The sequence below is a fragment of the Priestia sp. LL-8 genome (assembly GCF_036227845.1).
Lineage (GTDB): Bacteria > Bacillota > Bacilli > Bacillales > Bacillaceae_H > Priestia > Priestia zanthoxyli.
In genome coordinates, this window is record NZ_JAZAQH010000001.1 from 1,888,552 (window position 1) to 1,909,937 (window position 21,386).

At 37.9% G+C, this 21,386-nt stretch carries 26 protein-coding genes; 19 read left to right on the plus strand and 7 right to left on the minus strand.

Going from position 1 to position 21,386, the window contains the following annotated elements; translation table 11 throughout:
* Nucleotides 1–350: 350 nt before the first annotated feature.
* The 3 genes from U9R83_RS09515 to U9R83_RS09525 all read left to right on the plus strand — a co-directional run bounded on the left by U9R83_RS09515 (nt 351) and on the right by U9R83_RS09525 (nt 3,459).
* Nucleotides 351–1,094, plus strand: a complete 744-nt coding sequence (locus tag U9R83_RS09515) for a GTP cyclohydrolase II (RefSeq protein ID WP_013056667.1) — start codon at nt 351–353, stop codon at nt 1,092–1,094.
* Nucleotides 1,091–2,182: a bifunctional diaminohydroxyphosphoribosylaminopyrimidine deaminase/5-amino-6-(5-phosphoribosylamino)uracil reductase RibD gene (gene ribD / locus U9R83_RS09520; protein WP_116738458.1), complete on the plus strand. Its 1,092-nt coding sequence runs from the start codon at nt 1,091–1,093 to the stop codon at nt 2,180–2,182. The genes U9R83_RS09515 and ribD overlap by 4 nt, the downstream gene beginning before the upstream one ends.
* A 401-nt stretch (nt 2,183–2,583) precedes the next feature.
* Nucleotides 2,584–3,459, plus strand: a complete 876-nt coding sequence (locus U9R83_RS09525) for a helix-turn-helix domain-containing protein (protein ID WP_014460489.1) — start codon at nt 2,584–2,586, stop codon at nt 3,457–3,459.
* Nucleotides 3,460–3,762: 303 nt separating this feature from the next.
* Here U9R83_RS09525 and U9R83_RS09530 read toward each other — a convergent pair whose 3' ends face one another.
* Together U9R83_RS09530 and U9R83_RS09535 are read right to left on the minus strand one after the other, a co-directional pair.
* Nucleotides 3,763–3,909: a hypothetical protein gene (locus U9R83_RS09530; RefSeq protein ID WP_013056671.1), complete on the minus strand. Its 147-nt coding sequence runs from the start codon at nt 3,907–3,909 to the stop codon at nt 3,763–3,765.
* Nucleotides 3,910–3,921: 12 nt separating this feature from the next.
* Nucleotides 3,922–4,146 (minus strand): DUF3892 domain-containing protein, encoded by a 225-nt coding sequence (locus tag U9R83_RS09535; protein ID WP_013056672.1) that lies wholly within the window; start codon nt 4,144–4,146, stop codon nt 3,922–3,924.
* A 104-nt stretch (nt 4,147–4,250) separates the two neighbouring features.
* Between U9R83_RS09535 and U9R83_RS09540 the strand changes: the two genes are divergently transcribed.
* The 4 genes from U9R83_RS09540 to U9R83_RS09555 all read left to right on the plus strand — a co-directional run bounded on the left by U9R83_RS09540 (nt 4,251) and on the right by U9R83_RS09555 (nt 6,550).
* Nucleotides 4,251–4,931 carry a class I SAM-dependent methyltransferase gene (locus tag U9R83_RS09540; RefSeq protein WP_182420691.1) on the plus strand — a complete coding sequence of 227 codons (681 nt, stop codon included), beginning with the start codon at nt 4,251–4,253 and terminating at the stop codon, nt 4,929–4,931.
* Between the two features lie 65 nt (nt 4,932–4,996).
* Nucleotides 4,997–5,125 (plus strand): YuzL family protein, encoded by a 129-nt coding sequence (locus U9R83_RS09545; RefSeq protein WP_013056674.1) that lies wholly within the window; start codon nt 4,997–4,999, stop codon nt 5,123–5,125.
* 375 nt (nt 5,126–5,500) lie between these two features.
* The gene (locus tag U9R83_RS09550) at nt 5,501–5,770 is read left to right on the plus strand and encodes a CD3324 family protein (RefSeq protein WP_116738454.1); all 270 of its coding nucleotides are present in this window, start codon (nt 5,501–5,503) and stop codon (nt 5,768–5,770) included.
* 135 nt (nt 5,771–5,905) lie between these two features.
* Nucleotides 5,906–6,550, plus strand: a complete 645-nt coding sequence (locus U9R83_RS09555) for a FusB/FusC family EF-G-binding protein (RefSeq protein ID WP_042992164.1) — start codon at nt 5,906–5,908, stop codon at nt 6,548–6,550.
* A 74-nt stretch (nt 6,551–6,624) separates the two neighbouring features.
* Here U9R83_RS09555 and U9R83_RS09560 read toward each other — a convergent pair whose 3' ends face one another.
* Entirely contained in the window at nt 6,625–7,467 is an 843-nt protein-coding gene (locus U9R83_RS09560) for a sulfurtransferase (RefSeq protein ID WP_014460485.1), read from the minus strand.
* A 245-nt stretch (nt 7,468–7,712) separates the two neighbouring features.
* Here U9R83_RS09560 and U9R83_RS09565 point away from each other — a divergent pair, with 245 nt between their 5' ends.
* Together U9R83_RS09565 and U9R83_RS09570 are read left to right on the plus strand one after the other, a co-directional pair.
* Nucleotides 7,713–8,462 carry a Cof-type HAD-IIB family hydrolase gene (locus tag U9R83_RS09565; RefSeq protein ID WP_115653677.1) on the plus strand — a complete coding sequence of 250 codons (750 nt, stop codon included), beginning with the start codon at nt 7,713–7,715 and terminating at the stop codon, nt 8,460–8,462.
* A 122-nt stretch (nt 8,463–8,584) separates the two neighbouring features.
* Nucleotides 8,585–9,280 (plus strand): peptidoglycan-binding protein, encoded by a 696-nt coding sequence (locus U9R83_RS09570; RefSeq protein ID WP_115653678.1) that lies wholly within the window; start codon nt 8,585–8,587, stop codon nt 9,278–9,280.
* Between the two features lie 122 nt (nt 9,281–9,402).
* On the opposite strand, the gene U9R83_RS09575 is transcribed toward U9R83_RS09570, so the two are convergent.
* Together U9R83_RS09575 and U9R83_RS09580 are read right to left on the minus strand one after the other, a co-directional pair.
* A complete protein-coding gene (locus U9R83_RS09575) occupies nt 9,403–9,567 on the minus strand; it encodes a hypothetical protein (RefSeq protein ID WP_013056680.1) in 165 nt (54 codons plus the stop codon).
* 463 nt (nt 9,568–10,030) lie between these two features.
* The gene (locus U9R83_RS09580; protein WP_014460482.1) at nt 10,031–10,762 is read right to left on the minus strand and encodes a polysaccharide deacetylase family protein; all 732 of its coding nucleotides are present in this window, start codon (nt 10,760–10,762) and stop codon (nt 10,031–10,033) included.
* Nucleotides 10,763–10,922: 160 nt separating this feature from the next.
* Between U9R83_RS09580 and U9R83_RS09585 the strand changes: the two genes are divergently transcribed.
* The 4 genes from U9R83_RS09585 to U9R83_RS09600 all read left to right on the plus strand — a co-directional run bounded on the left by U9R83_RS09585 (nt 10,923) and on the right by U9R83_RS09600 (nt 13,244).
* Entirely contained in the window at nt 10,923–11,333 is a 411-nt protein-coding gene (locus U9R83_RS09585; RefSeq protein WP_029321326.1) for a hypothetical protein, read from the plus strand.
* Between the two features lie 84 nt (nt 11,334–11,417).
* Nucleotides 11,418–11,606: a hypothetical protein gene (locus U9R83_RS09590; protein ID WP_014460480.1), complete on the plus strand. Its 189-nt coding sequence runs from the start codon at nt 11,418–11,420 to the stop codon at nt 11,604–11,606.
* A 596-nt stretch (nt 11,607–12,202) separates the two neighbouring features.
* Nucleotides 12,203–12,445, plus strand: coding sequence for a hypothetical protein (locus tag U9R83_RS09595; RefSeq protein ID WP_014460479.1), 243 nt, complete (start codon nt 12,203–12,205; stop codon nt 12,443–12,445).
* A 601-nt stretch (nt 12,446–13,046) separates the two neighbouring features.
* Nucleotides 13,047–13,244, plus strand: coding sequence for a hypothetical protein (locus U9R83_RS09600; protein WP_014460478.1), 198 nt, complete (start codon nt 13,047–13,049; stop codon nt 13,242–13,244).
* A 10-nt stretch (nt 13,245–13,254) separates the two neighbouring features.
* Here the strand turns inward: U9R83_RS09600 and U9R83_RS09605 are convergent, their stop codons facing one another.
* Entirely contained in the window at nt 13,255–13,500 is a 246-nt protein-coding gene (locus U9R83_RS09605; RefSeq protein WP_115653679.1) for a hypothetical protein, read from the minus strand.
* A 103-nt stretch (nt 13,501–13,603) separates the two neighbouring features.
* Between U9R83_RS09605 and U9R83_RS09610 the strand changes: the two genes are divergently transcribed.
* Nucleotides 13,604–14,329: a hypothetical protein gene (locus U9R83_RS09610; RefSeq protein ID WP_115653680.1), complete on the plus strand. Its 726-nt coding sequence runs from the start codon at nt 13,604–13,606 to the stop codon at nt 14,327–14,329.
* A gap of 214 nt (nt 14,330–14,543) precedes the next feature.
* Here U9R83_RS09610 and metA read toward each other — a convergent pair whose 3' ends face one another.
* Entirely contained in the window at nt 14,544–15,455 is a 912-nt protein-coding gene (gene metA, locus U9R83_RS09615) for a homoserine O-acetyltransferase MetA (RefSeq protein WP_014460475.1), read from the minus strand.
* A 351-nt stretch (nt 15,456–15,806) separates the two neighbouring features.
* Between metA and U9R83_RS09620 the strand changes: the two genes are divergently transcribed.
* The 5 genes from U9R83_RS09620 (at nt 15,807) to U9R83_RS09640 (ending at nt 21,338) form a co-directional block, all read left to right on the plus strand.
* Nucleotides 15,807–17,495, plus strand: a complete 1,689-nt coding sequence (locus U9R83_RS09620; protein ID WP_014460474.1) for a formate--tetrahydrofolate ligase — start codon at nt 15,807–15,809, stop codon at nt 17,493–17,495.
* A 129-nt stretch (nt 17,496–17,624) separates the two neighbouring features.
* Nucleotides 17,625–18,143: a hypothetical protein gene (locus tag U9R83_RS09625; RefSeq protein WP_243549170.1), complete on the plus strand. Its 519-nt coding sequence runs from the start codon at nt 17,625–17,627 to the stop codon at nt 18,141–18,143.
* 61 nt (nt 18,144–18,204) lie between these two features.
* Nucleotides 18,205–18,681, plus strand: coding sequence for a glutathione peroxidase (locus U9R83_RS09630; RefSeq protein ID WP_014460472.1), 477 nt, complete (start codon nt 18,205–18,207; stop codon nt 18,679–18,681).
* A gap of 124 nt (nt 18,682–18,805) precedes the next feature.
* Nucleotides 18,806–19,459: an HD domain-containing protein gene (locus U9R83_RS09635; RefSeq protein WP_115653681.1), complete on the plus strand. Its 654-nt coding sequence runs from the start codon at nt 18,806–18,808 to the stop codon at nt 19,457–19,459.
* On the plus strand, nt 19,440–21,338 hold the full coding sequence (locus U9R83_RS09640; protein ID WP_014460470.1) for an ABC-F family ATP-binding cassette domain-containing protein: 1,899 nt from the start codon (nt 19,440–19,442) through the stop codon (nt 21,336–21,338). The genes U9R83_RS09635 and U9R83_RS09640 overlap by 20 nt, the downstream gene beginning before the upstream one ends.
* Nucleotides 21,339–21,386: the final 48 nt, after the last annotated feature.

Here is a 21,386-nt window from a genome sequence, read left to right on the forward strand (position 1 = left end):
ATTCTCTTCCTATATTATAAAACAAAGTCAGCATTTTATCTAGTGTTATGTAATTTAATTACTTAAAGCATATAAATTACTTTACGTTTTTATGTTTTGATTATATAATTTATATAATTAAAGAAGTTAATTACTAAAAGTAACAAATAGAGCATAAAAGCTTTACAAGATAAATGTATCGTCATATAATACTTTAAGCAAGTAAAGTTACTTACTTTTAGTAAGCTGATACATCAATTAAAAAAGATAAATGTAGTGAAGTGCTAGAAAAAATATTTGTTCATGTGAGAGATTGAACACAATGTGAAAATAGTAGATAAGTGAAAGACACATAAGAGGAGGAAATAACTGTGATTAACGAAAAAGTTGTTTCAATATTAAAAGATAAAATTAACGTAGTAAAAAATGATGATCATTTTATTTATATAGTAGGACCTATCACGCTTCCGGTAAATCTTGATGGAGAGACACAAGTATTTAGTTGGTATTCATGGTTGCGTTCTGATAATGTAAAAGAAGGATCTTTAAGCACGGAAGAGCTTATTGAAAAAATGCAAGGAGCTAATTTAGCTGACATGCAGCAATCGAGTGTTCTTGTGTACGGAGATTTTCAAGAATCGCATGAGGCACTCATTCGTATGCACAGTATCTGCCATACGGGAGATATATTCGGAAGCAAACGCTGCGACTGCGGTTTTCAATTAAAACAATCGATGAAAATGATCGTCGAAAATGGAAGCGGAGCGCTATTTTATTTAGCAAATCATGAAGGACGTGGCATTGGCCTATTCAGCAAAGCAATGGCATACGTTCTTCAAGAAAACGGATTTGATACGGTAGAGGCGAATGAAGGGTTAGGATTTGAAGATGATACTCGCAGCTATAGTGATGCCATCAGCGTGTTAAAAGTGCTGCGTCAAAAACCTGTTACGTTGATTACGAATAATCCGAAAAAGCTAATCGCGCTTGAGAAAAACGGCGCACTTTTATCAGGGCGCGTTCCACTTTGGGGAGATGTATCTCAGTTTAATGAAAAGTATCTAGACACCAAAGTTAAACGTTCAGGACACTTAAAAGAGGAGGTTCTTCTTTGATCAATCACGAATTTTATATGAATATAGCTTTACAAAACGCAAAAGCAACAAAAGGACAAACAGATCCAAATCCGCTTGTAGGATCTGTCATTGTAAACGATAATCGAATCGTTGGAATCGGTACGCATTTAAAAGCGGGAGAGCCGCACGCTGAAATTCATGCGCTGCGAATGGCTGGTGAACAAGCAAAAGGAGCGACTGCTTACGTAACGTTAGAGCCTTGTTCACACCACGGACGTACAGGTCCTTGTGCTGAAGCGCTGGTTGAAGCCGGTGTGAAAAAAGTGGTCATAGCAACTTTAGACCCAAATCCTTTAGTAGCAGGTAATGGAGTTAACATTTTAGAAAACGCAGGCATTGAGGTTATAACAGGTGTATGTGAAGAAGAGTCACGTCAAATGAATGAGGTCTTCAATAAGTATATTGTAACGAAGAAGCCGTTTGTTTTATTAAAGTCAGCGATTACGTTAGATGGTAAAATAGCCACTGCTTCTTCTCACAGCAAGTGGATTACGTCTGAGGAAGCTCGTTTGGATGTACATCAGCTGCGTCATGAAACAGCGGGTATCTTAGTAGGGGTGAACACGGTTATTAAGGACAACCCTGAGCTGACAACTCGTATTGAAGGTGGCCGAAGTCCAGTTCGCATTGTAATGGATTCGAAGCTGCGCATGCCGCTTGATTCGAAGCTAGCAACGGATTCTTTAGCCCCTACGTGGGTATTTACAAGTCAGAGCCATTCAAAAGAAAAAAAAGAACAGCTCGAAAAGCAAGGCGTCGAAGTATTTGTCACAAGCGGTGAGGACAAAGTAAATCTTGAAGATATGCTTTCTATACTAGGTGAGAAATTTGTGTCGTCTCTTTTAATTGAAGGAGGGGGCGAAGTGAATGCCGCATTCCTAGAAAACCGTTTAATTGATAAACTGGTGCTGTATATGGCACCAAAGCTTTCAGGAGGAAAAGAAGCTCCTACTTTCCTAGAAGGAAAAGGCGTAGAAAAGATGTGGGATGCAGTGGAAGTGGAGCGTCTTTCTATCACTTCAATCGGCAAAGACTTTAAATTTGTTGGATATCCTGTTTATAAATAAAAAATGTAAATGAGGCTGGAACAAAAATATGTTAGTTGAAGGAAGATCCGAACGATTTATCGTTCGGATTTTTTGCTGTTATTGTGAACATTGCTTTCATGTATGCAGGTGCTTTTAGCAGTTGATTGGAGGTGTAGCAAGTAGTCCAGATCATTTATCTCATTTGTTCGGCTTTAGATTGGATTGATGTAGCTATATTTCAATCTCATTTTTTGTGGGATTTTTTAGAAAAGAGAAATAATACACTATTTTACTCTTATAGATTAATTTGCTATTATAGGGAATGGTCGATTTCGAAACAGTGTATAAAATTTTAACGTGTTTACAGTTGACTATCTAAATAAAAGCACTATATGTTTATAGAGAGAATATATTATGTGAAAGTAAGGGTGAGAAAAGAGATGAGAGAGTATAGAATTGGGAGTGTTATGAGAGACCTTCGCAAAATGGCAGGGTTGACACAACAAGAATTATCAAGAGACATTTGTACACAAGCGCAAATCAGCAAAATTGAAAACGGTGAAGAATATCCATCAAGCATTACCCTCTATAAAATTTCTAAGCGCCTTGGCGTAGATGTTAACTACTTTTTTGATAGTGTAGAATCACCTCGACTTGATTACGTAGATGCGGTTCAATCGTTAATTCGTCAATATATTCGTCAGAGAGATTATGATGCTATTCATAATATCATTGTAAAAGAAAAAGAAAGTCCCCTGTTTCAAAATCCGCTGAACAAGCAATTTTTAATGTGGCACGAAGGTATTTGCGTGTATTACATTCATCACAACAAAGAAGATGCGCTGTCTAAAATGTACCAAGCGATCGAGCTTACTAAGCAATCGGCAACGTTTTATAAAGAAAGAGAAATTGAAATTTTAAATAGCATTGGGATTATTCTTTATGAAGAGAAAGAGTATGAACAGGCTCTAGATACATATCAAACAGCACTCAAAAGCTTAAATGAGCTGCCCCAAACAAAAGACGAAAATATAAAAATTAGAATTTTAAATGCACTTGCCAAAACGCTTGGAGATATGAGTAACTATGACGAATCATTAATATATAGCAACCGAGGAATCGATTTGTGCATTAGTAATGAATCAATGTATTTATTTGGAGAACTTCATTACCAAGCAGGAGAGAGCTTAATTAAATTAGGTAAAATTGAACAAGGTAAAGAATATATGGAAAAGTCTATGACCATTTTCACCTTGCAGCGAAACGAGCGATTCGTCAAGCTAGTAGAAAAAGAACTTGAAGCTCTATTTGTTTAAAATATTCCTATCATTATAATTTTTGAGAAATTTCTATCAAAATGGAGGAAATCCATGGTTTTAAGGGGATAAATGCTGATAGAAAGGAATTCATCTACTTTTATCCTGTGATACACTAGAGTCAAATCAAAGAAAGAGGAGGAAATAATTATGAAAAAAGTATTAGTCGGTATGGCATTAGCGTTTACATTAGTAGCAGGTGTTGCTTCAGTTGGAACAAGCGTAGCAACAGGAGATTTTTCAACATTAGGTCTTCCAAGCCAACATTAATAAAAAAAGCCGTGCTAAAAAGCACGGCTTTTTTTATTGTGTTTTACTTGACTGATCTTTGTTGCGTTTGTTTCCTTTTGAATTATCCCCGCTTGAAATTTCTTCACCCATTTCTACAAGGTGGTGCTGCGTTTTTGGATTACTTTGATTAGCGCTTCCTTTGTTATTCTTTTTAGTCATCTTCATTCTCCTTTAAAACGATGGCAATGCATCGAGATTATTTGTTTTGTCATGATCAGGAATGCTGCGAATATACGTACCCCCGTCTTTCCCTACAAAGGTACTAACATGCTCAACGTCCCCTGCTTCTACTTTCTTTAAGGCTTCTTCATAGGTTAAAACGTCTCCTGAAGCTGTTTGGAATTCTAAGAGGTCACCGTCTGCATTTTTACGTACCGCAACGAAACGTTCTTTCATACACATAAACACCTTCCTTTACATCTATATGGTTGCTGAAATAGTCGTTTTTATTCATTGCAAAAAGTGATAAGGTAAAGAAAAGAGTGCAAAGGGGATAAAAAATGACAACATTTAATTGGCATGATCAAGCTCAAGAAGAATGGAATCAAAAAGTATCATTTTGGAATAGCCGAAGTGAAGAAATGTGGAAAAACGGAAGCCGGAAAACAGTGATTCCATTTATTCAAAAACATCTTAAATCAGGTGGTATGGTGGCAGATGTGGGCTGCGGTGATGGGTTTGGGACATCTCTTCTAGCTGCTTCTGGATACAAAGCAATCGGTCTTGATTTATCGGAAGAAATGATTCAAAAAGCATCCCAGCTGCATAAAAGTGAAAATTTGTCGTTCGCTCAAGCTGACATAATGGAGCTGCCGCTTTCTTCTGAGTCAGTAGAAGGGGTTATGGTAATCAATGCGTTAGAATGGACAGAGCATCCTCGATTAGCTTTGAAGGAATTGTACCGAGTTGTAAAACCAGGAGGATATGCATGCGTAGGTATTCTTGGGCCAACTGCTCAGCCTCGTGCCAATAGTTATCAAAGACTATATGGGGAAGACGTTATTTGCAATACGATGATGCCATGGGAGTTTGAACAGCTTGCAAAAGAAAATGGATGGGAAGTAATCGATGGCGAAGGTGTATATAAGCGAAATGTTACTGATAAGTTGATTGGACAGCTTCCAAATGAATTAAAGCAAGCCTTAACGTTTCTATGGCTATTTATGCTCAAGAAACAATAAAAACAGCACACCTCTCCTTATATGTAGCTGTACAAAGGGTACACTACAAATTGGAGGTGAGTGACATGAGTAAAATTAAAAAAGACCGCTCAAAATCAGAGCTAGGTTCACCAAATGTAGAAGGACAAGGGACGACCACTTCTGAACAAGGTGTTCAAAGCAGTTCAGCTAACAAAAAGCAGAAGCGTTCATAACAAAAATAAAACGAACTTGCAGTGAGAACAACGAGCTCACTGCAAGTTCGTTTTATTTATGGTGTCATCTTTATAAGTAAGAAGGTGTTGTGTGCAAGATTATAGATAGCTTATAATAAAATCTGAGCCAATAATTGTAATTTTCTACAAGCTTGGTTTACATTCGATGTAAAGCGGAGGTGTAATAAATGGTGAATAAAAGATATTTACCGGATACTGCAGCGTCTCATGCAAAGCCTGATATTAGAGAGGCGATACTTTGCATGGGGTGGACGGTTTAGTAATAGACATCGCCTAACCGCGCATATCTCATTTCTAATATATACGGCTTTGCCCCTTATTGTATAAGTAAAACCACATAAGGAGCTGGCAGAAATGACGTATGTAAAAGCAACAAATATTTTACCTGAAGAGCTGATTAGTGAAATTCAAAAATACATTCAAGGAGAAACCATTTATATTCCGAAGCCGCAGAAGGCAAGGAAGAAATGGGGAACTTGCTCTGGTGGAAGAAAGTTGATTGACGAGCGAAACGAACGGATAAAGAATTTGTTTAAAAAAGGAACGTCAATTGAAGAACTAGCCCGTGAATACTTTTTATCAACCGAAACCATCAAAAAAATTGTATATAAAAAGCAACGGTAAAGATCAAGCGCTGGCGACTGAATGCCCGCGCTTTTTTAGGTATAGTTTAATTCTGATTTATTTTTTACATTTCGTAAAAGGAATTCATACGGTAAAGTAAAAAGTAGCTGATTAAATGAAGAAGGAGTGAAGAACGTGGAAGCGTTTATAAGAAATGATCAATATAACTTTATCAAAAGCCAAACGCAAATCCTTATCAATGGGCATGGAACAGTAAACAATTCAGATGTGCTGCAGGCTTTAAAAGCTCTTGCAAAAGAAAAAGTATTAAATGTGTTTGATGTTCTTAGCAAGGAACAGGAAAAATTACTGCTGTCAGTTGCTGAAGTTAAAAATAAAGAACAAGCAGAGGTGTTTTTAGAAACGATAAAGCCTTACGTGATTCCATTTAAATCTTTTACAGAAGCGGGCGTGAAAAAATTGTTTCCAAAAGTGAAGAAGTTAAAGATCCCTTCTGCTGATAGCATTGATCTAGGGAGCATTTCATATGTCAGCTGGATCGATAAAGGCTCAAACAAAAAGTTTATCGTAGCGCAGGATCCGTATACCGAGAAGCTAAAAGGTATTCAAGGAACGTTTAAACCTATTAACCAGAAGGGAATATGCACACTTTGCCACAGCTACGAGGAAGTCGGTATGTTCACTGCTGAAATCAAAGGAACTGTTCAAGGGACATTTACACAACGAGGAAATTATATTTGTCAAGATAGCGAAGCATGTAATCAAAATTTGCTTACCTTAGAGCGGCTTCATGATTTTATGTTAAGGCTCAGCAAATAACATGCGGCTAATAAGAAGAATAAAAAAAAGAAGGTTCAGTCCCTATACTTTTGGTGAGACTGAGCCTTCTTTGTCTATCTGTTTTTCTCGATTGGATTGTCACGATAGCTAATCCAATCGCTCCAGCTGCCGGCATATAATTTTACATTTGGAAAACCTGCTGATTTTAAAGCTAAAACGTTAGGGCAAGCAGATACACCCGATCCGCAGTATACAATGATTTCAGCGTGAGAATCAATAGCAGAAAACATCTCCTTCCACTCTTTATCTGTTTTCCATAAACCTTCTGAAGTTAACACATCTTGCCAAAAAGAATGAATGGCGCCTGGAATATGTCCTGCTAGAAAATCAATGGGTTCTTCTAAGCCGAGATACCTCTTTTTTTCGCGAGAGTCGACAAGAACAACATTAGGGTTATGAAGATTCTCTTTTACGTATTCAACTCCTGCAAGTCCCCAATCTTGTTGAACGAAAGGTACAAAAGTTTGAGGAGAAGCTGCTGGAACGCTCTTAGTTGTTTCATATCCCGATTGTTTCCAGTTAGTAAAACCTCCATTTAAAATTTGTACGTATTCAATTCCTATATATCGCAGTAGCCACCATGCTCTTGAAGCCATCATCCCGTTTTGTTCATCATAAACGACGACTCTGGAATCAGCATTAATTCCTAAGCTGCCGAGCTTCTGAGCTAGCTTTTGAACATCGGGCAGCGGGTGTCTGCCTCCGTGGGAAGTAGCCACAGAGGACAAATCTTTTTCTAAATCCAAATAATGAGCATCCGGCAGGTGCTCATTTTGATAAGCATCTGCGCCTGCCTCAGGCTTTCCAAGAGTAAATCGGCAGTCGAGCAAAACAATGGAGTGTTGGGGTTGCTGTAATGCAGTATGTAAGTCAGCCGGTGAAATAATAGTGTTCATAACATTCACATCCTTTTACCAAAATTCTAGTTGAAATAAATAAAAATGAAAAGCGTTAAATATAAATTACGGCAAAGGTATGCTGCTTTCCTTCAATTATTCCCCATAGAATAATTGACCATTTTAGCGCTTATCTGATGCAGAGTGAAATGCTCCTGTGCTACAGTTATAGTAAGAGTTACATAGTATAAGCCAAATGCTCAGCGTAATGTCATACTTACTATTGATGAGAAGGAGAGAGAAAGATGCAAACAAATGAAAAGAAAGAATTTAAACTGATTGCACTAGATATGGATGGAACCCTGCTGAACAATCAGCAAGAAATTTCTGACGAAAATCGTGTGGCCATTGCTAAAGCTCAAGAACAAGGTGTTCATGTGGTATTAAGCACGGGGCGATCTCTTTTAACATGCCGTGAATACGCGCAATCTCTTCAGCTGTCTTCTTACCTTATTACAGTAAACGGAAGTGAAATTTGGGATGAATCTGGACAGCTTGTAGAACGAAAGTTAATTGATGCTTCACACATTGAGAAAATGTGGAATTTAACGCAAGAGCATAAGCTTAACTTTTGGGCTGTGACTACGGATAAAGTATGGAGAGATGAATTTCCAGAAGATATTGCTTCACAGGAATGGCTGAAGTTTGGCTACGATATTCCAGATGATGCTTTACGAGAAGAAGTGCTGAAACAAATAGCAGGCATTTCAGATTTTGAAATCAGCAACTCTAGTTTAACGAATCTAGAAATTAATGCACTTGGTATTAACAAAGCAAAAGGGATCATGACTGTATGTGAACGTTTGGGCATTTCAATGGATGAAGTTATTGCAATGGGAGACAGCTTAAATGATATGGCTATGATTGAAGCGGCAGGTTGTGGAATCGCCATGGGAAATGCTCAGGAAGCTGTAAAAGAAGCAGCGGACTGGGTGACAGATACAAATGTCAATAACGGAGTAGCGAAGGCTATCAGCCACTGGGTACTGAAATAACAGCAGCTCTACATGTTGCACAACTTAACTACTTCCCGCATAAACTGATACTGGATGCCTCCCTTAGAGTTTGTCTTATACGTATATATAAGGAGAAGCCATCTAGTTAAGGAGTGGGGAGTATGAGTGATTTATCATTAGACAAGCTGTTACAAAAAGCAGAAAATAAGTTGCAGAATGTACATGAAATAGTGCAAAAAAAATCGTACGAGCTCATTAGGCAAGCATATAAAGAAAGCATATTTGTTGTGATCACTGAAGGATTTAGATCGATAGAGCAGCAGCATAAACTATATTCACAAGGCCGAACAACACCAGGAAGTATCGTGACTAATGCTAAAGGCGGCTATTCTTATCATAATTATGGACTAGCTTTTGATATTGCGCTGCTTGATGACAACGGAAAAGTTGACTGGACCATTAATCGAAGATGGAACAAAGCGGGAGAGATAGGAAAAAGGATCGGGTTGGAATGGGGAGGAGATTGGACAAGCTTAAAAGATTACCCTCATTTTCAATATACATTCGGTTTATCTTTGTCGGAGCTTCGAAGTGGAAAAAAACCTGAGAAACAGACGGAAAAGGCTTCAAGAGTGCTAATTGAATACGGAGATCGAGGAAATCACGTACAGTTGATTCAGCGTATGCTTATTCACTTAGGTTATTCTCTTTCTGGAGGCGCAGACGGTATATTCGGTTCTGCCACTCTCAAAGCGGTAAAAGCTTTTCAACAAGCACTTTATCTGCAGGTAGATGGAATAGTTGGACCGAAGACACTAGAAAAACTTTATAGCAATTTTAATAAAACTATGTTCTGAATAACCATAAAAAACGATAACGAGAAAAGGAAGAAAAGAGATGGATGGAAATTGTCTCCTTTCTTCCTTTTCTGTAGTTATAGTAGAAAAACTGAAATTTATAAAGAAATAAAAAGGATTTTCTAAGCGTAAGAAACGTTCACGTGATCTAACTGGATAACATTGCTCAACAACACGATATCTTTATATATTTCACTTTTTACAGAGGCGTTTGAACAGTTTTGATAGTCTTTCAACAAGCGGCCAAGTTCTTTAATAAATAACAACGTCTCTTGTTCATTAATCATAGTCAAAACTCCTTGTTTAGAAATGAATCCAGGTCATTATATAGGAATTCTATCATATCTATACGCACCTGTTGACAAAAAAAGTTCGTCAATTTTTTTGTGAGAAGAAGAAATTTAGGGATATGTGGAATGCGTTCGACTCTCTCATTTTATACATATGCAGCTTGTCTAAAAATATGAGAGTAGTTATAGTAATATTTACTCCTAATCATGCAACTTAAAACCTATTTTAGAGGTTATCCTTAAATTCCCTCTATTGTAGAGCGATGGAACAAAAAAGAATGCCTCATTTTGTATCTTTAGTATGATAACGTTTTGAAGAAATAAGGCATATCTTTGAGTTTTAAGATGGATTTGAATTAGATCTTTTGACACGCTCTTTTTGTAGGAGGGGCATATTTACTTTCTATTAAGGGAAATCGTAAAGCTCCAACGAGTTTCTATATCAGAAACTCGTTGGAGCTTAATTTTTTGGATAAGGGATGTGCAAAAGTTCTGGGACGGTCACAAAATGATATCCTTCTTGTTTAAGTCTAGGAATGATGGTATCCAGCGACTTTGCGGTGTTGGAAAGGTCCATGGTCCAATGACCTCCGTCGTGCATCAAAACAATTGTTCCGGCGTGCATGTTCTTAAATACATTCTTGGTGATTTCTGCTTCTGGGATTTGCTTCCAGTCTAATGAATCAGAAGACCAGTTAATCGCATAGACATTTTCATTTGGCAGCTCGCTGATCATTTCTTGCGTTAAATTTCCATATGGAGGACGAAACAGCTGTGTTTCAAAACCGGTAATGTTTTTAATAATAGCCTGAGTTTTAGCAATTTCCCAGTGAAACTTTTCAGTCGATTCTTTTAGTAAATTGGGGTGCCAATAGGTATGAATCCCAACAGCATGACCTTCAGCTACCATTCTCTTCACCAGCTCAGGATGTTCGTGAGCTTTTGCCCCAATAAGAAAAAAGGTTGCTTTAATACCATGCTTTTTCAATTGATCCAATACATGTGGAGTAAAGCGCGGATCCGGTCCATCATCAAATGTTAGGGCGGTTTGCTTTAGGTGGTTATTACCTTGATAAAGCAAACGGTCACGCACAGCTATATTTTTTACTTGTTCCGCTTTACATAGTGCAGGAAGGGCTCCATTAAATAAGAAGCACAGTGTGAGAAGCAGTATACTAATTCTTCGTATCATGTACATGCACGCTCCTTTCTAGGACAAAGTATAACGTTATGATACCCGATTAAAAAATTTGTATGAAGCTGAATTGCCCTTTTGTTCCAAAACGTATGATATGCATGAAACAGCGCACTATAATAAACAGTTACTATTAGGTCAAGAAAGGAAAAAACAGATGAAAAAAATACTGATCGCTGTAGCATTAATCTTTTCGCTAAGTTTATCTCCTTTAGCTGAATATATTTCCTATCACGATGACTATAACGCAAGTGCAAGGTCGTATCGTTCGGGAAAGCGTTCGTTTAATAGACAGCCAAGCGTTAGACAAAATGAGCCGAGATCTAATTTTTCAAACCGCAGAAATGGAACGGTAAATCGAGGTGTTACTCGTTCAAACCGGGGAGGATTCGCCCGTGGACTTCTGTATGGAGGGCTAGCAGGACTTTTATTTGGAGGTTTGCTTGGTCATATGGGGGCACTGGGCGGGATTTTTGGGTTATTAATTAACATTTTGGCTATTGTGCTTGTCATTAATTTAATTCTGCGCTTTTTTCGCTCTTCTCGCCGCGACAACAATTGGAGATAGGCGGTAATTGCTGTCATAAACTGATAAGAAAGCTCCATATAAATAAGAAAACGCTTTCTATAGTTAATCGAAAGGATGAAACGTATGTCAGCAAACAGACAGCGCAGCAAGTACTTGGCGTTTTGCACAGAATGCGGTCTCCCAAACAGGTTAACATTGTTTCTTTTAAGACAGTACGTTGCGACAGACGAATATAGCGGATTTTATTGTGGGAATTGCGGAATTCGAAACGAATTTCCAGATTCGGTCATTGAATATATTAAAGAACTTTAAAGAGGCTGAGACAAACGTATATTTGTTGAAGAAGAATCCGAGCGGTGAATCGTTCGGATTTTTTCATGGATAGGCTGAACGTAGACCTTATGTATGTAGCTGATTCTAGCGGTTGGTTGAAGGACAAGGTGTAGAAAAGCTAAATAGATAAGAACTCGCCGAAGGAGCGCAAACGGCGAGGAAGCTCATCATCATCCCATAAAAAGTGAGGTATTGCACGGAAATCAACAGCAGTATCATAGGCGATTCATACTCAATTATTTATCCCATTCGTTCTGGGATTGGATTGATTTCGTTATGTCTCAATCTCTTTGTTTATTTGATAAAACTATGTTCTAAATGCGAATTAAAAAGAAAACATGGCTGCTTACAAAAAAGAAGCAAGGCCTAAATACTTTTCTTTATCAAAGATAATCGAGAAATGCCCCATTTTAAGCTTGGTGATTAAAGGTAATGCAAAGAGTTTATGAGAAGAATATATAAAGTTAGTGACGGTAGACTTAACTAACATTTTTAATTGCAGAAAATCAATTGAACCATACTTTAAACGGACGCATATACTACATTAAAATTTTAGAAAACGGAGGAATGGACTAATGCCTGTTTCCGTCATTTTCAACCAAATAAACGTGGTAAGTATGGTGTCCAATTCAGTAATTGCTTCAGGTCAAAATAGCCAGCCAGATTGGAATTCCCAAGGTAAATTTAACTTAGGAAACGGTTTTGCTATAAATTCAGCTATATTGGGGAGCACGAATATCATTAATGATCAGGATGTTTGTGATACGCCAATTACTCAGCCTGAAAATATTAATCCTCAGCCAGTTTCTCAGTTCTAGGAAAAAGAAGATGAAAGAAGTTGAGAAAAGTTGATTATAAAATTTACTAATCTTAATGTTACGTATATTTCTAATAACTCTGGTATTTTCACAGGAGAAAATACTCAATCAGATTGGGAAGTGAATTGGAAAAGTAATACGGGGTTTGGTGAAATAATCGGCTATAATAACTTTGCCTCTCAAATGGTAAATGTTATTAACGATAATGACGTCGTTGATTCCAATTTTTCTGAACACATAGATTTCAACAATGCTCCTGTTACACAAAGTTAAAGAAGTAAAAGTAACTAGGCATTCTATCAATCGGTTGTTTTGGCAGAGTGGCGAGGATATATGAGTAACAGGCTTAAACCATCTTTTATACAGATGGTTTTTTTGCTAGCTTATTTTAGAGGGAAAGCTATTAATATACACTGCAAGGGGAATGAGAGGAATACTTTTATAGTAAATGGAGTAAGTATCATAGAAAAGGCGTAAAAGCTTAAATGATTAAAGAGACGTTCAATTTGAGACGAACAAATAAGAATTTAAACATAAGATAATGTATTTTCAGTTTTATATTGAATCAGATGAAGTAAACTGCTGTCTGTGAGGTGTTTTTATGTCTAATATTCACTATCATTCCATCAAAGTAAATAAAATCCAAAACAGTTCAGGCCTATTTTATGGCGTTAATATTCAATATAAATGGAGTCATAAAAGTCGAATTTCTGACGGTTTCGGAAAAATAGTTGGTGATTCTAATAAAATTTTAAATAATACCACCGTGGCGAAAACCCCTAAAAAAAATGATGAGTAAAATCGTAGAGTTAAGCTTCTTTTGCAGCCTGCTTAAAAGAGTCATTTACATCATCTTCACCAAGAACAAGATGTGTATTGTAGGATAGTTGATTATCATCTCCCGAAATTGTGCCGAAACCTGAATTGCTGCTGCTGATTGTAGTTTCCCAATTTTTTTGCGTATTTTTTCCTATAAACACTCCTGCGTTGTTTTTAACCGTATTTACGGTGAGGTCATCAAAAATGATTTGTGGAGAACGGAGATTTATTTTCATAATTCCTCCTTGTACATATGAGACATTAACAGAAGTCATCTAATACACTATTATATGTTGTAGATGGGCTAAAAGTGTTAAATCAAATAAGGGGTCAAACTCTATGGATGAAAAGGTGCTGAATATACTCCAAAACATTGAAAAAAGGCTCACAAGTTTAGAAAAAAACCTGCATGAACTTTCAAATGAAAAGGTCCACTCTTTTCATTTAGATATAAAGAACGTTGAAACACTGAACTTGGACGAACTGTCTTATTATTTAGAACATATTGATGTAAAGGAACTTAGTGGAACGTTGAATATTGGTAATACTTTTCCTGCGCAAACGAATCAATATCAAGCGCCGAGAAAGAAAGGTGAAAAAACAAAAAATGACTCTGATGTCAAACGGAAATCGGGTAGTCAGAATAATAAAGCAAAAAATAAAGAAAAGGGTCCTTCTGAAATATCAGTTAAAATTAATGAAAGAAGTGTCCCTTATAAACTAATCCATACAGAAGAAATGAGGGAGTCTAATCAGGCTCTAGAATCAACCTTTAGCATAGGTGACATTCATATTGGCACAATCGAAGATGCTTCAGCTGTAAACTTTGGCAATAACTTTCCGACAAATTTTAGAAGTCATAAAAAAGTGAGTCAGGGATTTGGCAATATTTTGGGCAATCAAAATGATATACATGACATCTTATCCTCTTTAGAGGAAAAAGATGCTTCAGAAGTATACAATGAAAACCAAGGTGAAAAGCCGCCTGAATGGCTGGACACAATGATAGAAGAACAAAAGAAGGAGATGGGTACCAACCTAAATGGAGATGAAAAGGGAGAGTGAATAGGAGAGCAAAACCTTTGGGTTCTAAGGTCAGTGTTGTTGATGCGAAATTTCTGAAAGAAAGCTTTAATTACGGAATAAAGAAGGATTAGTAATAAAAAACCTGCTACTTGTTTGGAGTAGCAGGTTTTTTAGTTTGTTTCTTGTTCGCTGCAGTTTCAATATGAAAAAGAGCAAGCGTTATTTAATTAAGGACTGGGATAGAGCGGTTCTTTCATTCCCACAGATATGGAGTCTCTTGGTAAACATAATAGTTTAACCAATTCATAAACAGCAGGTTGGCATGAGAACGCCATGTTTTTAAAGGGTTTTTGTCAGGATCATTGTTTGGGAAATAGTGTTCCGGAAGCTTTGGTTCTAGCCCTTTTTCTGTATCTCGAAGAAATTCTTCTTGCAGTGTTTGAACGTCGTACTCTGGGTGACCTGTAACGAAAACAAACTTTTCGTCTTTAGACATAGCCATATAAACACCAGCTTCTTCAGAGTAGGAAAGAAGCTCAAGGTCAGGATGATTTTGTACTTCATTCATGTCGACGTCAGTGTGACGCGAATGAGGAGAATAAAAGACATCATCAAATCCTCGCAGCAGCTTAATGGGTTCTTCACTCGATACAACATGTGTAAATACACCCGTGCATTTATCAGAAAGAGGTCGCTTGTCAATGCCAAAGTGATGATAAAGTCCGGCTTGAGCTCCCCAACAGATATGAAGGGTAGAAGTCACATTTGTTTTACACCAATCCATAATTTCTTGAAGTTCTTTCCAGTAGTTTACTTCTTCAAATGGTATATGTTCTACAGGTGCTCCTGTAATAATCATTCCGTCATATTTTCGTTCTTTAATTTGTTCAAACGTTTTATAAAACTGATCTAGGTGATTTTTACTCGTTGTTTTTGCTTTATGGCTTGCCGTGTAAAGAAGTGTAATATGCACTTGCAGCGGTGAATTCCCGAGTAAACGTAATAATTGCGTTTCAGCTTTTTCTTTTTCCGGCATTAAGTTTAGGATAACAATATTAAGCGGGCGAATTTCTTGGTTAACCGCGCGCACGTCGTCCATGATGAAAATTCTCTCTTTTTCTAAAATTTCTTTTGCCGGAAGATCACGTGGAATATTAATAGGCAATAAAATTCCTCCTATTCGATTTCGAAGTAATGACACGTATAAATGTTCTTTCTCACGTGAAGATGAGGTTCAACATTTATGTACAATATACTATTATAGGAATATACAGAATATTAAGCAATTGAATTTTTTAAAAAAAGAGCATTAATATGCGTAATGGCTAAAATGAAATGGTACAATAAGGTTAAACTGGAGCGTTGCTATGCTTTTTTAGCTTGACTGAAACTCAGTAAAATTTATAGCACAGTCGTTCCTGTATTTATTAAACTTCATATCTCCCCCAGAAAATGGATTTTATCCTTTTTTGATGAAGTGTTTAAAAAGAATTCTCAGCAGAAAAGGGGTTTTTATATGACAACTAAGAAGCAAATAAAAAGTGATTTGCAAATTGCACAAGAGGCAACGATTAAACCGATTAAAGAGATTGCCGAGCAGCTAGATATTTTAGAGGCCGAGTTAGAGCCGTATGGACATTATAAAGCCAAGCTTTCTTTATCCGTTATGGAACGTTTACACACAAAACAAGATGGAAAAGTGATTTTAGTTACAGCTATTAATCCAACTCCAGCAGGAGAAGGTAAGTCGACAGTGACGGTTGGCTTAGCTCAGGCATTACATAGATTAGGTAAAAAAGCAATTGTAGCCATGCGTGAACCATCTCTTGGTCCGGTAATGGGAATTAAAGGAGGTGCCGCTGGAGGCGGTTATGCTCAAGTGCTTCCAATGGAGGATATTAACTTGCACTTTACTGGAGACCTGCATGCCATTACAACAGCTAACAACGCGCTGGCCGCTATTTTGGATAACCATATACATCAAGGCAATGAACTGCGCATTGATACACGTAAAATTACGTGGAAACGAGTGGTTGATTTAAACGACCGCGCGTTGCGTCAGGTTGTCATTGGATTAGGTGGCCCTATGCAAGGTGTTCCTCGAGAAGATGGTTTTGATATTACGGTTGCGTCAGAAATTATGGCTATTTTCTGCTTAGCGTCAGATTTACAAGACTTAAAGCGTCGCTTAGCGTCTATTGTTGTAGCTTACAACATGGATAATGAGCCTGTAACGGTTGCCGACTTAGGTGCACAAGGAGCGCTTACTCTTCTTTTAAAAGACGCGATTAAGCCCAACCTTGTACAGACATTGGAACATACTCCAGCCCTCATTCACGGAGGTCCTTTTGCTAATATTGCCCACGGTTGCAATAGCGTCATTGCAACAAAAATGGCTGCAAAACTAGGCGACTACGTAGTAACAGAAGCGGGATTTGGAGCAGATTTAGGCGCAGAAAAATTCCTAAATATTAAAGCTCGTATGGCAGATATTAAACCAGAAACGGTGGTAATCGTTGCGACAATTCGCGCTCTGAAAATGCATGGAGGTGTTCCTAAAGAGCGTTTAAATGAAGAAAACATTGAGGCTTTAGAAGCAGGAATTGAAAATCTTGAAAAACATATTGAAACGATTCAGGCATTCGGTGTTCCTTATGTTGTAGCCGTGAACCGTTTTGTAACAGATTCAAAAGGTGAAGTAGAAGCGCTTATGAATTGGTGTGCTTCAAAGAATGTTCCAGTTGCTTTAACAGAAGTATGGGAAAAAGGTGGAGAAGGCGGCGTCATGCTTGCTGAAAAAATTCTTGAAGTCATGAACGAGACGGAAAGTCAGTTTTCTCCTCTTTACGATGTGTCAGCTTCGATTCCAGAAAAAGTAGAAGCTATTGCTAAAACCGTATACGGAGCACAAGGCGTAGATTTTGCTCCAAAAGCGTTAAAGCAAATACAGCAATTTGAAGCAAACGGATGGGATCACCTGCCGATCTGTATGGCCAAAACGCAGTATTCGTTAAGTGATGATCAGACGAAGCTGGGGCGACCAACTGATTTTAAGATTACAGTGAGGGAATTCCGTCCTTCGCTCGGCGCTGGTTTTCTCGTGGCGCTAACAGGTTCAATTATGACAATGCCTGGACTTCCAAAAAAACCTGCTGCGCTCAATATGGATATTGACGAGAATGGACATGCACTAGGTATTTTTTAAGAGAAAAGCGATGCCTTGGCATCGCTTTTCTTATGATACAAAACAAAATAACAGGTATGTTATGAATTAATTTGGCAAGAAAGAAGAAGAGTTGACTGTTCGTATTTTATAAAAAAGGAAGTAGTTGAAATGTTTGATCCAATTGTATTTGATAATTTAAAAGCAGTTGTAGAAGGAGAGATCTATGATCTTGACTTATCTGGGCAAGTATCTGTTACGAATCGCGAAGATTTTGTAGACTTAGCTCAGTTTACTCGAACGTACCGCATTTCTTTTCAACAGCATTTTTGCTGTACCGCGTCGCTAACTTTATCAACCGACTTAGATAATATTCATGCGGAATTAACGCCTTCCCGTGTAGAAAAACCAGGTTGTACAGTTTATATTCATTTTCAGCTGAAAAAACAAAAACCGTTTGAGGAAGCGGAGTTTCAAAACATCCAGGAGATGTGTGAGCGGATTTGGGGAACAACAAGAGTTGTTAAGCAGCGTGTTACTCATGAAGTCGGAGCAAACGAATATGAAAACAATATTGAGGTGACCTTTAACCGATTTATTTACGAAGATCAAGTGGGAGATTTAATCGAAATGATTGATTATATGCTGCAAACGACTGACCAGCTAAAGGTTCTTTACGACAAATCATAAGAGCGTTTCAGTTGTACTCTAGAAATAAAGTGAATTACAATAGAGAAAAGGAGGCGTTTTAATGAGCGTGTATGAATACTCTGCAAAAACAATTAAAGACGAAGACGTATCACTATCTAACTATCAAGGTGACGTACTGTTGATTGTGAATACAGCTAGCAAATGCGGCTTCACCCCTCAATATAAAGATTTACAGGCGCTGTATGAAGAAGAAAAAGAAAACGGTCTAACGGTTCTAGGTTTTCCTTGCAATCAGTTCGGTGGTCAAGAGCCAGGAAGTTCAAATGATATTGAACAATTTTGCGAGTTAAACTACGGCGTTTCGTTTCCAATGTTTGCAAAAGTAGATGTAAAAGGTGAGCATGCACATCCGTTATTTACATACTTAACGGAACAAGCACCGGGTCTACTAGGTTCTAAAGCGATAAAGTGGAATTTCACAAAGTTTTTAGTGAATCGTCAAGGTGAAGTCGTGAAGCGATACGCACCTCAAACTGCACCAAAAGATATTCAAAAAGATATAAAAGAATTGCTGTAAAAGCAGGTGGATCTCCATCTGTTTTTTGTTTTTCAGCCAGGGTTTTCAAAGGGTGCTCAGCTGTCAGTGAGACGAGCGCCTTACTTTGTGCTAAAATAATGGTGGATATAATTGAGGTGAGCAAATGAACAAAATAGAAAAGACGGAAAAGTGGGTTCAAGCAAAGCTTGCACATGACACGACGGGACATGACTGGCAGCATATCGATCGTGTGCGTCGAAATGCAGTGCTTTTATATAAAAAAGAAGGCGGCAATCGGGAAGTGATTGAACTAGCCGCGCTTTTACACGACGTTGTAGATGATAAGCTAGTGGAAGATGTTGAAAAGGCGTACGAAGAAGTGCGGGAGTGGCTGAAGAGTCAGCGCGTAGAAGAAGAGAACTGCAAGCATATCGTTCACATTTTACAAACGATGTCATTTAAAGGCGGAAACCGTCCGGCTATGGCTACGCTTGAAGGTCAAATTGTTCAAGATGCAGATCGTTTAGATGCGATCGGTGCAATTGGTATCGCACGTACGTTTATGTATGCAGGTGCTAAAGGCACGGCCCTGTATGATGAAAACATTGCTGTACGAAGTGAGATGACGGAAGAAGAATACAGACACGGGAAATCAACGGCTATTGCACATTTTTATGAAAAGTTATTAAAGCTCACTGCGTTAATGAATACTCAAACAGCACGGTCTCTAGCGCAAGAGCGACATACATATATGAAAGAATTTTTAGTTCAATTTAAGAAAGAGTGGAATTATCATTATGAAAATGCTGACTGTTGAAAACTTAACAAAAACATACGGAGAAAAAGAGCTGTTTCATCAGCTAACGTTTACCATTACAGAAAACGAGCGAATCGGCTTAATTGGTGTAAATGGAACAGGGAAATCGACGCTTCTTAAAATTATCGCAGGTCTAGAGCTTGGAGATGAAGGGGATATTGTTCATGCTAAAGACTACAGCGTGACATATTTACCGCAGCATCCGGATTTTGATGAAGGCTTAACGGTTTTAGAGCAAGTTTTCAGCGGAGATACGCCTCTTCTTAACTTACTAAAAAACTATGAGCTGGCTCTGTATGCGTTAGAGCAAGATTCTGCAAACGAAAAAAACCAGCAAACACTGTATGATTTACAGCAGAAAATGGATGCGATGAACGCGTGGGAAGCCAATTCTAACGCACAGTCGATCTTAACGAAGCTTGGAATTTCAAATATGAGTGCAAAAATTGGTGAGCTTTCAGGTGGACAGAAAAAGCGGGTATCCATTGCCCAAAGTCTGATTCAAACACCTGATTTATTGATTTTAGATGAGCCGACTAACCACTTGGACTATGAGACCGTTAAATGGCTCGAAGAATATTTATCCAAATATCAAGGAGCCGTATTGCTTGTTACTCATGATCGCTATTTCTTGGATGCTGTTACAAACCGAATTTTTGAGTTAGACGGTGGAAATTTATACAGCTATAAAGGAAACTATGCTGCTTTTTTAGAAGGAAAAGCGATTCGAGAAGAGCAGGAAAAAGCAACTCAAGCAAAATTAAGTAACTTATATCGCAATGAATTGGCTTGGATTCGCCGAGGAGCAAAAGCGCGTACGACTAAACAAAAAGCGCGTATTCAGCGATTTGATGAATTAGAAGGAAAACTCGATTCTTCTGAAAAAGAATCACTAGATTTAAGTTTAGCAGGCAGCCGCCTTGGGAAAAAAGTGTTTGAATTAAAAGATGTGTCTAAGACGTATGAAAATAAAATCATTCTTTCAGACTTTACGCACATCGTTAAAAAACAAGATCGAATTGGGATTGTCGGAAAAAATGGAAGCGGAAAGTCTACCCTGTTGAATATGATTGCAGGGAGAATCGAGCCGGACAGCGGTGAAATTGACAGAGGACAAACGGTTAAAGTTGCTTACTATACTCAAGAAAGCGACGATATGGACTTGAATCAACGCATGCTTGATTATATTAAAGAATCCGCAGAAGTTGTGCATACGACGGATGGAAAAATGATCTCTGCATCGCAAATGCTTGAGAGATTTCTATTTCCTTCACATACACATGGAACACCGATTCAAAAGTTGTCCGGAGGAGAGCGCCGTCGTTTATATTTATTGAAATTGTTGATGACATCGCCAAATGTTTTGCTGCTAGATGAGCCGACTAATGATTTGGATACTCAAACGCTAACGGTGCTTGAAGACTACCTTGAAGAATTTCCAGGTGTCGTTATCACCGTATCACATGATCGTTATTTCTTAGATAAAGTAGCAGATTACTTACTTGTCTTTGAAGGAGAAGGAAACATTTCGACTTATTTTGGCGCTTATACAGATCAATTAGAAGAAGCGGTGAAAAAGAAGCAGGCAATAGCTCAGCAGGCTAAAGTGAAAGAAGAAAAGCCAAAACAGCCGGAGAAAACCAAAAAGCGTCGCTTGACTTATAAAGAACAAAAAGAATGGGAAGAAATCGAAGATAATATTGCAGCAAAAGAAGAAGAAATTGAACGCTTAACAAGTGAAATTGAACAGGTGGGCAGCGATTATACAAAAGCGCATAACCTATCGTTAGAACAAGAAAAAGCAAATGAAGAATTAAGTGCACTGCTTGATCGCTGGGCAGAGCTTTCAGAGCTGATTGAAGAAATTGAAAATGCGTAAACAAGTCGTTAGACTGAGTATAAGCCACATGCTACAATTTTAATGAGA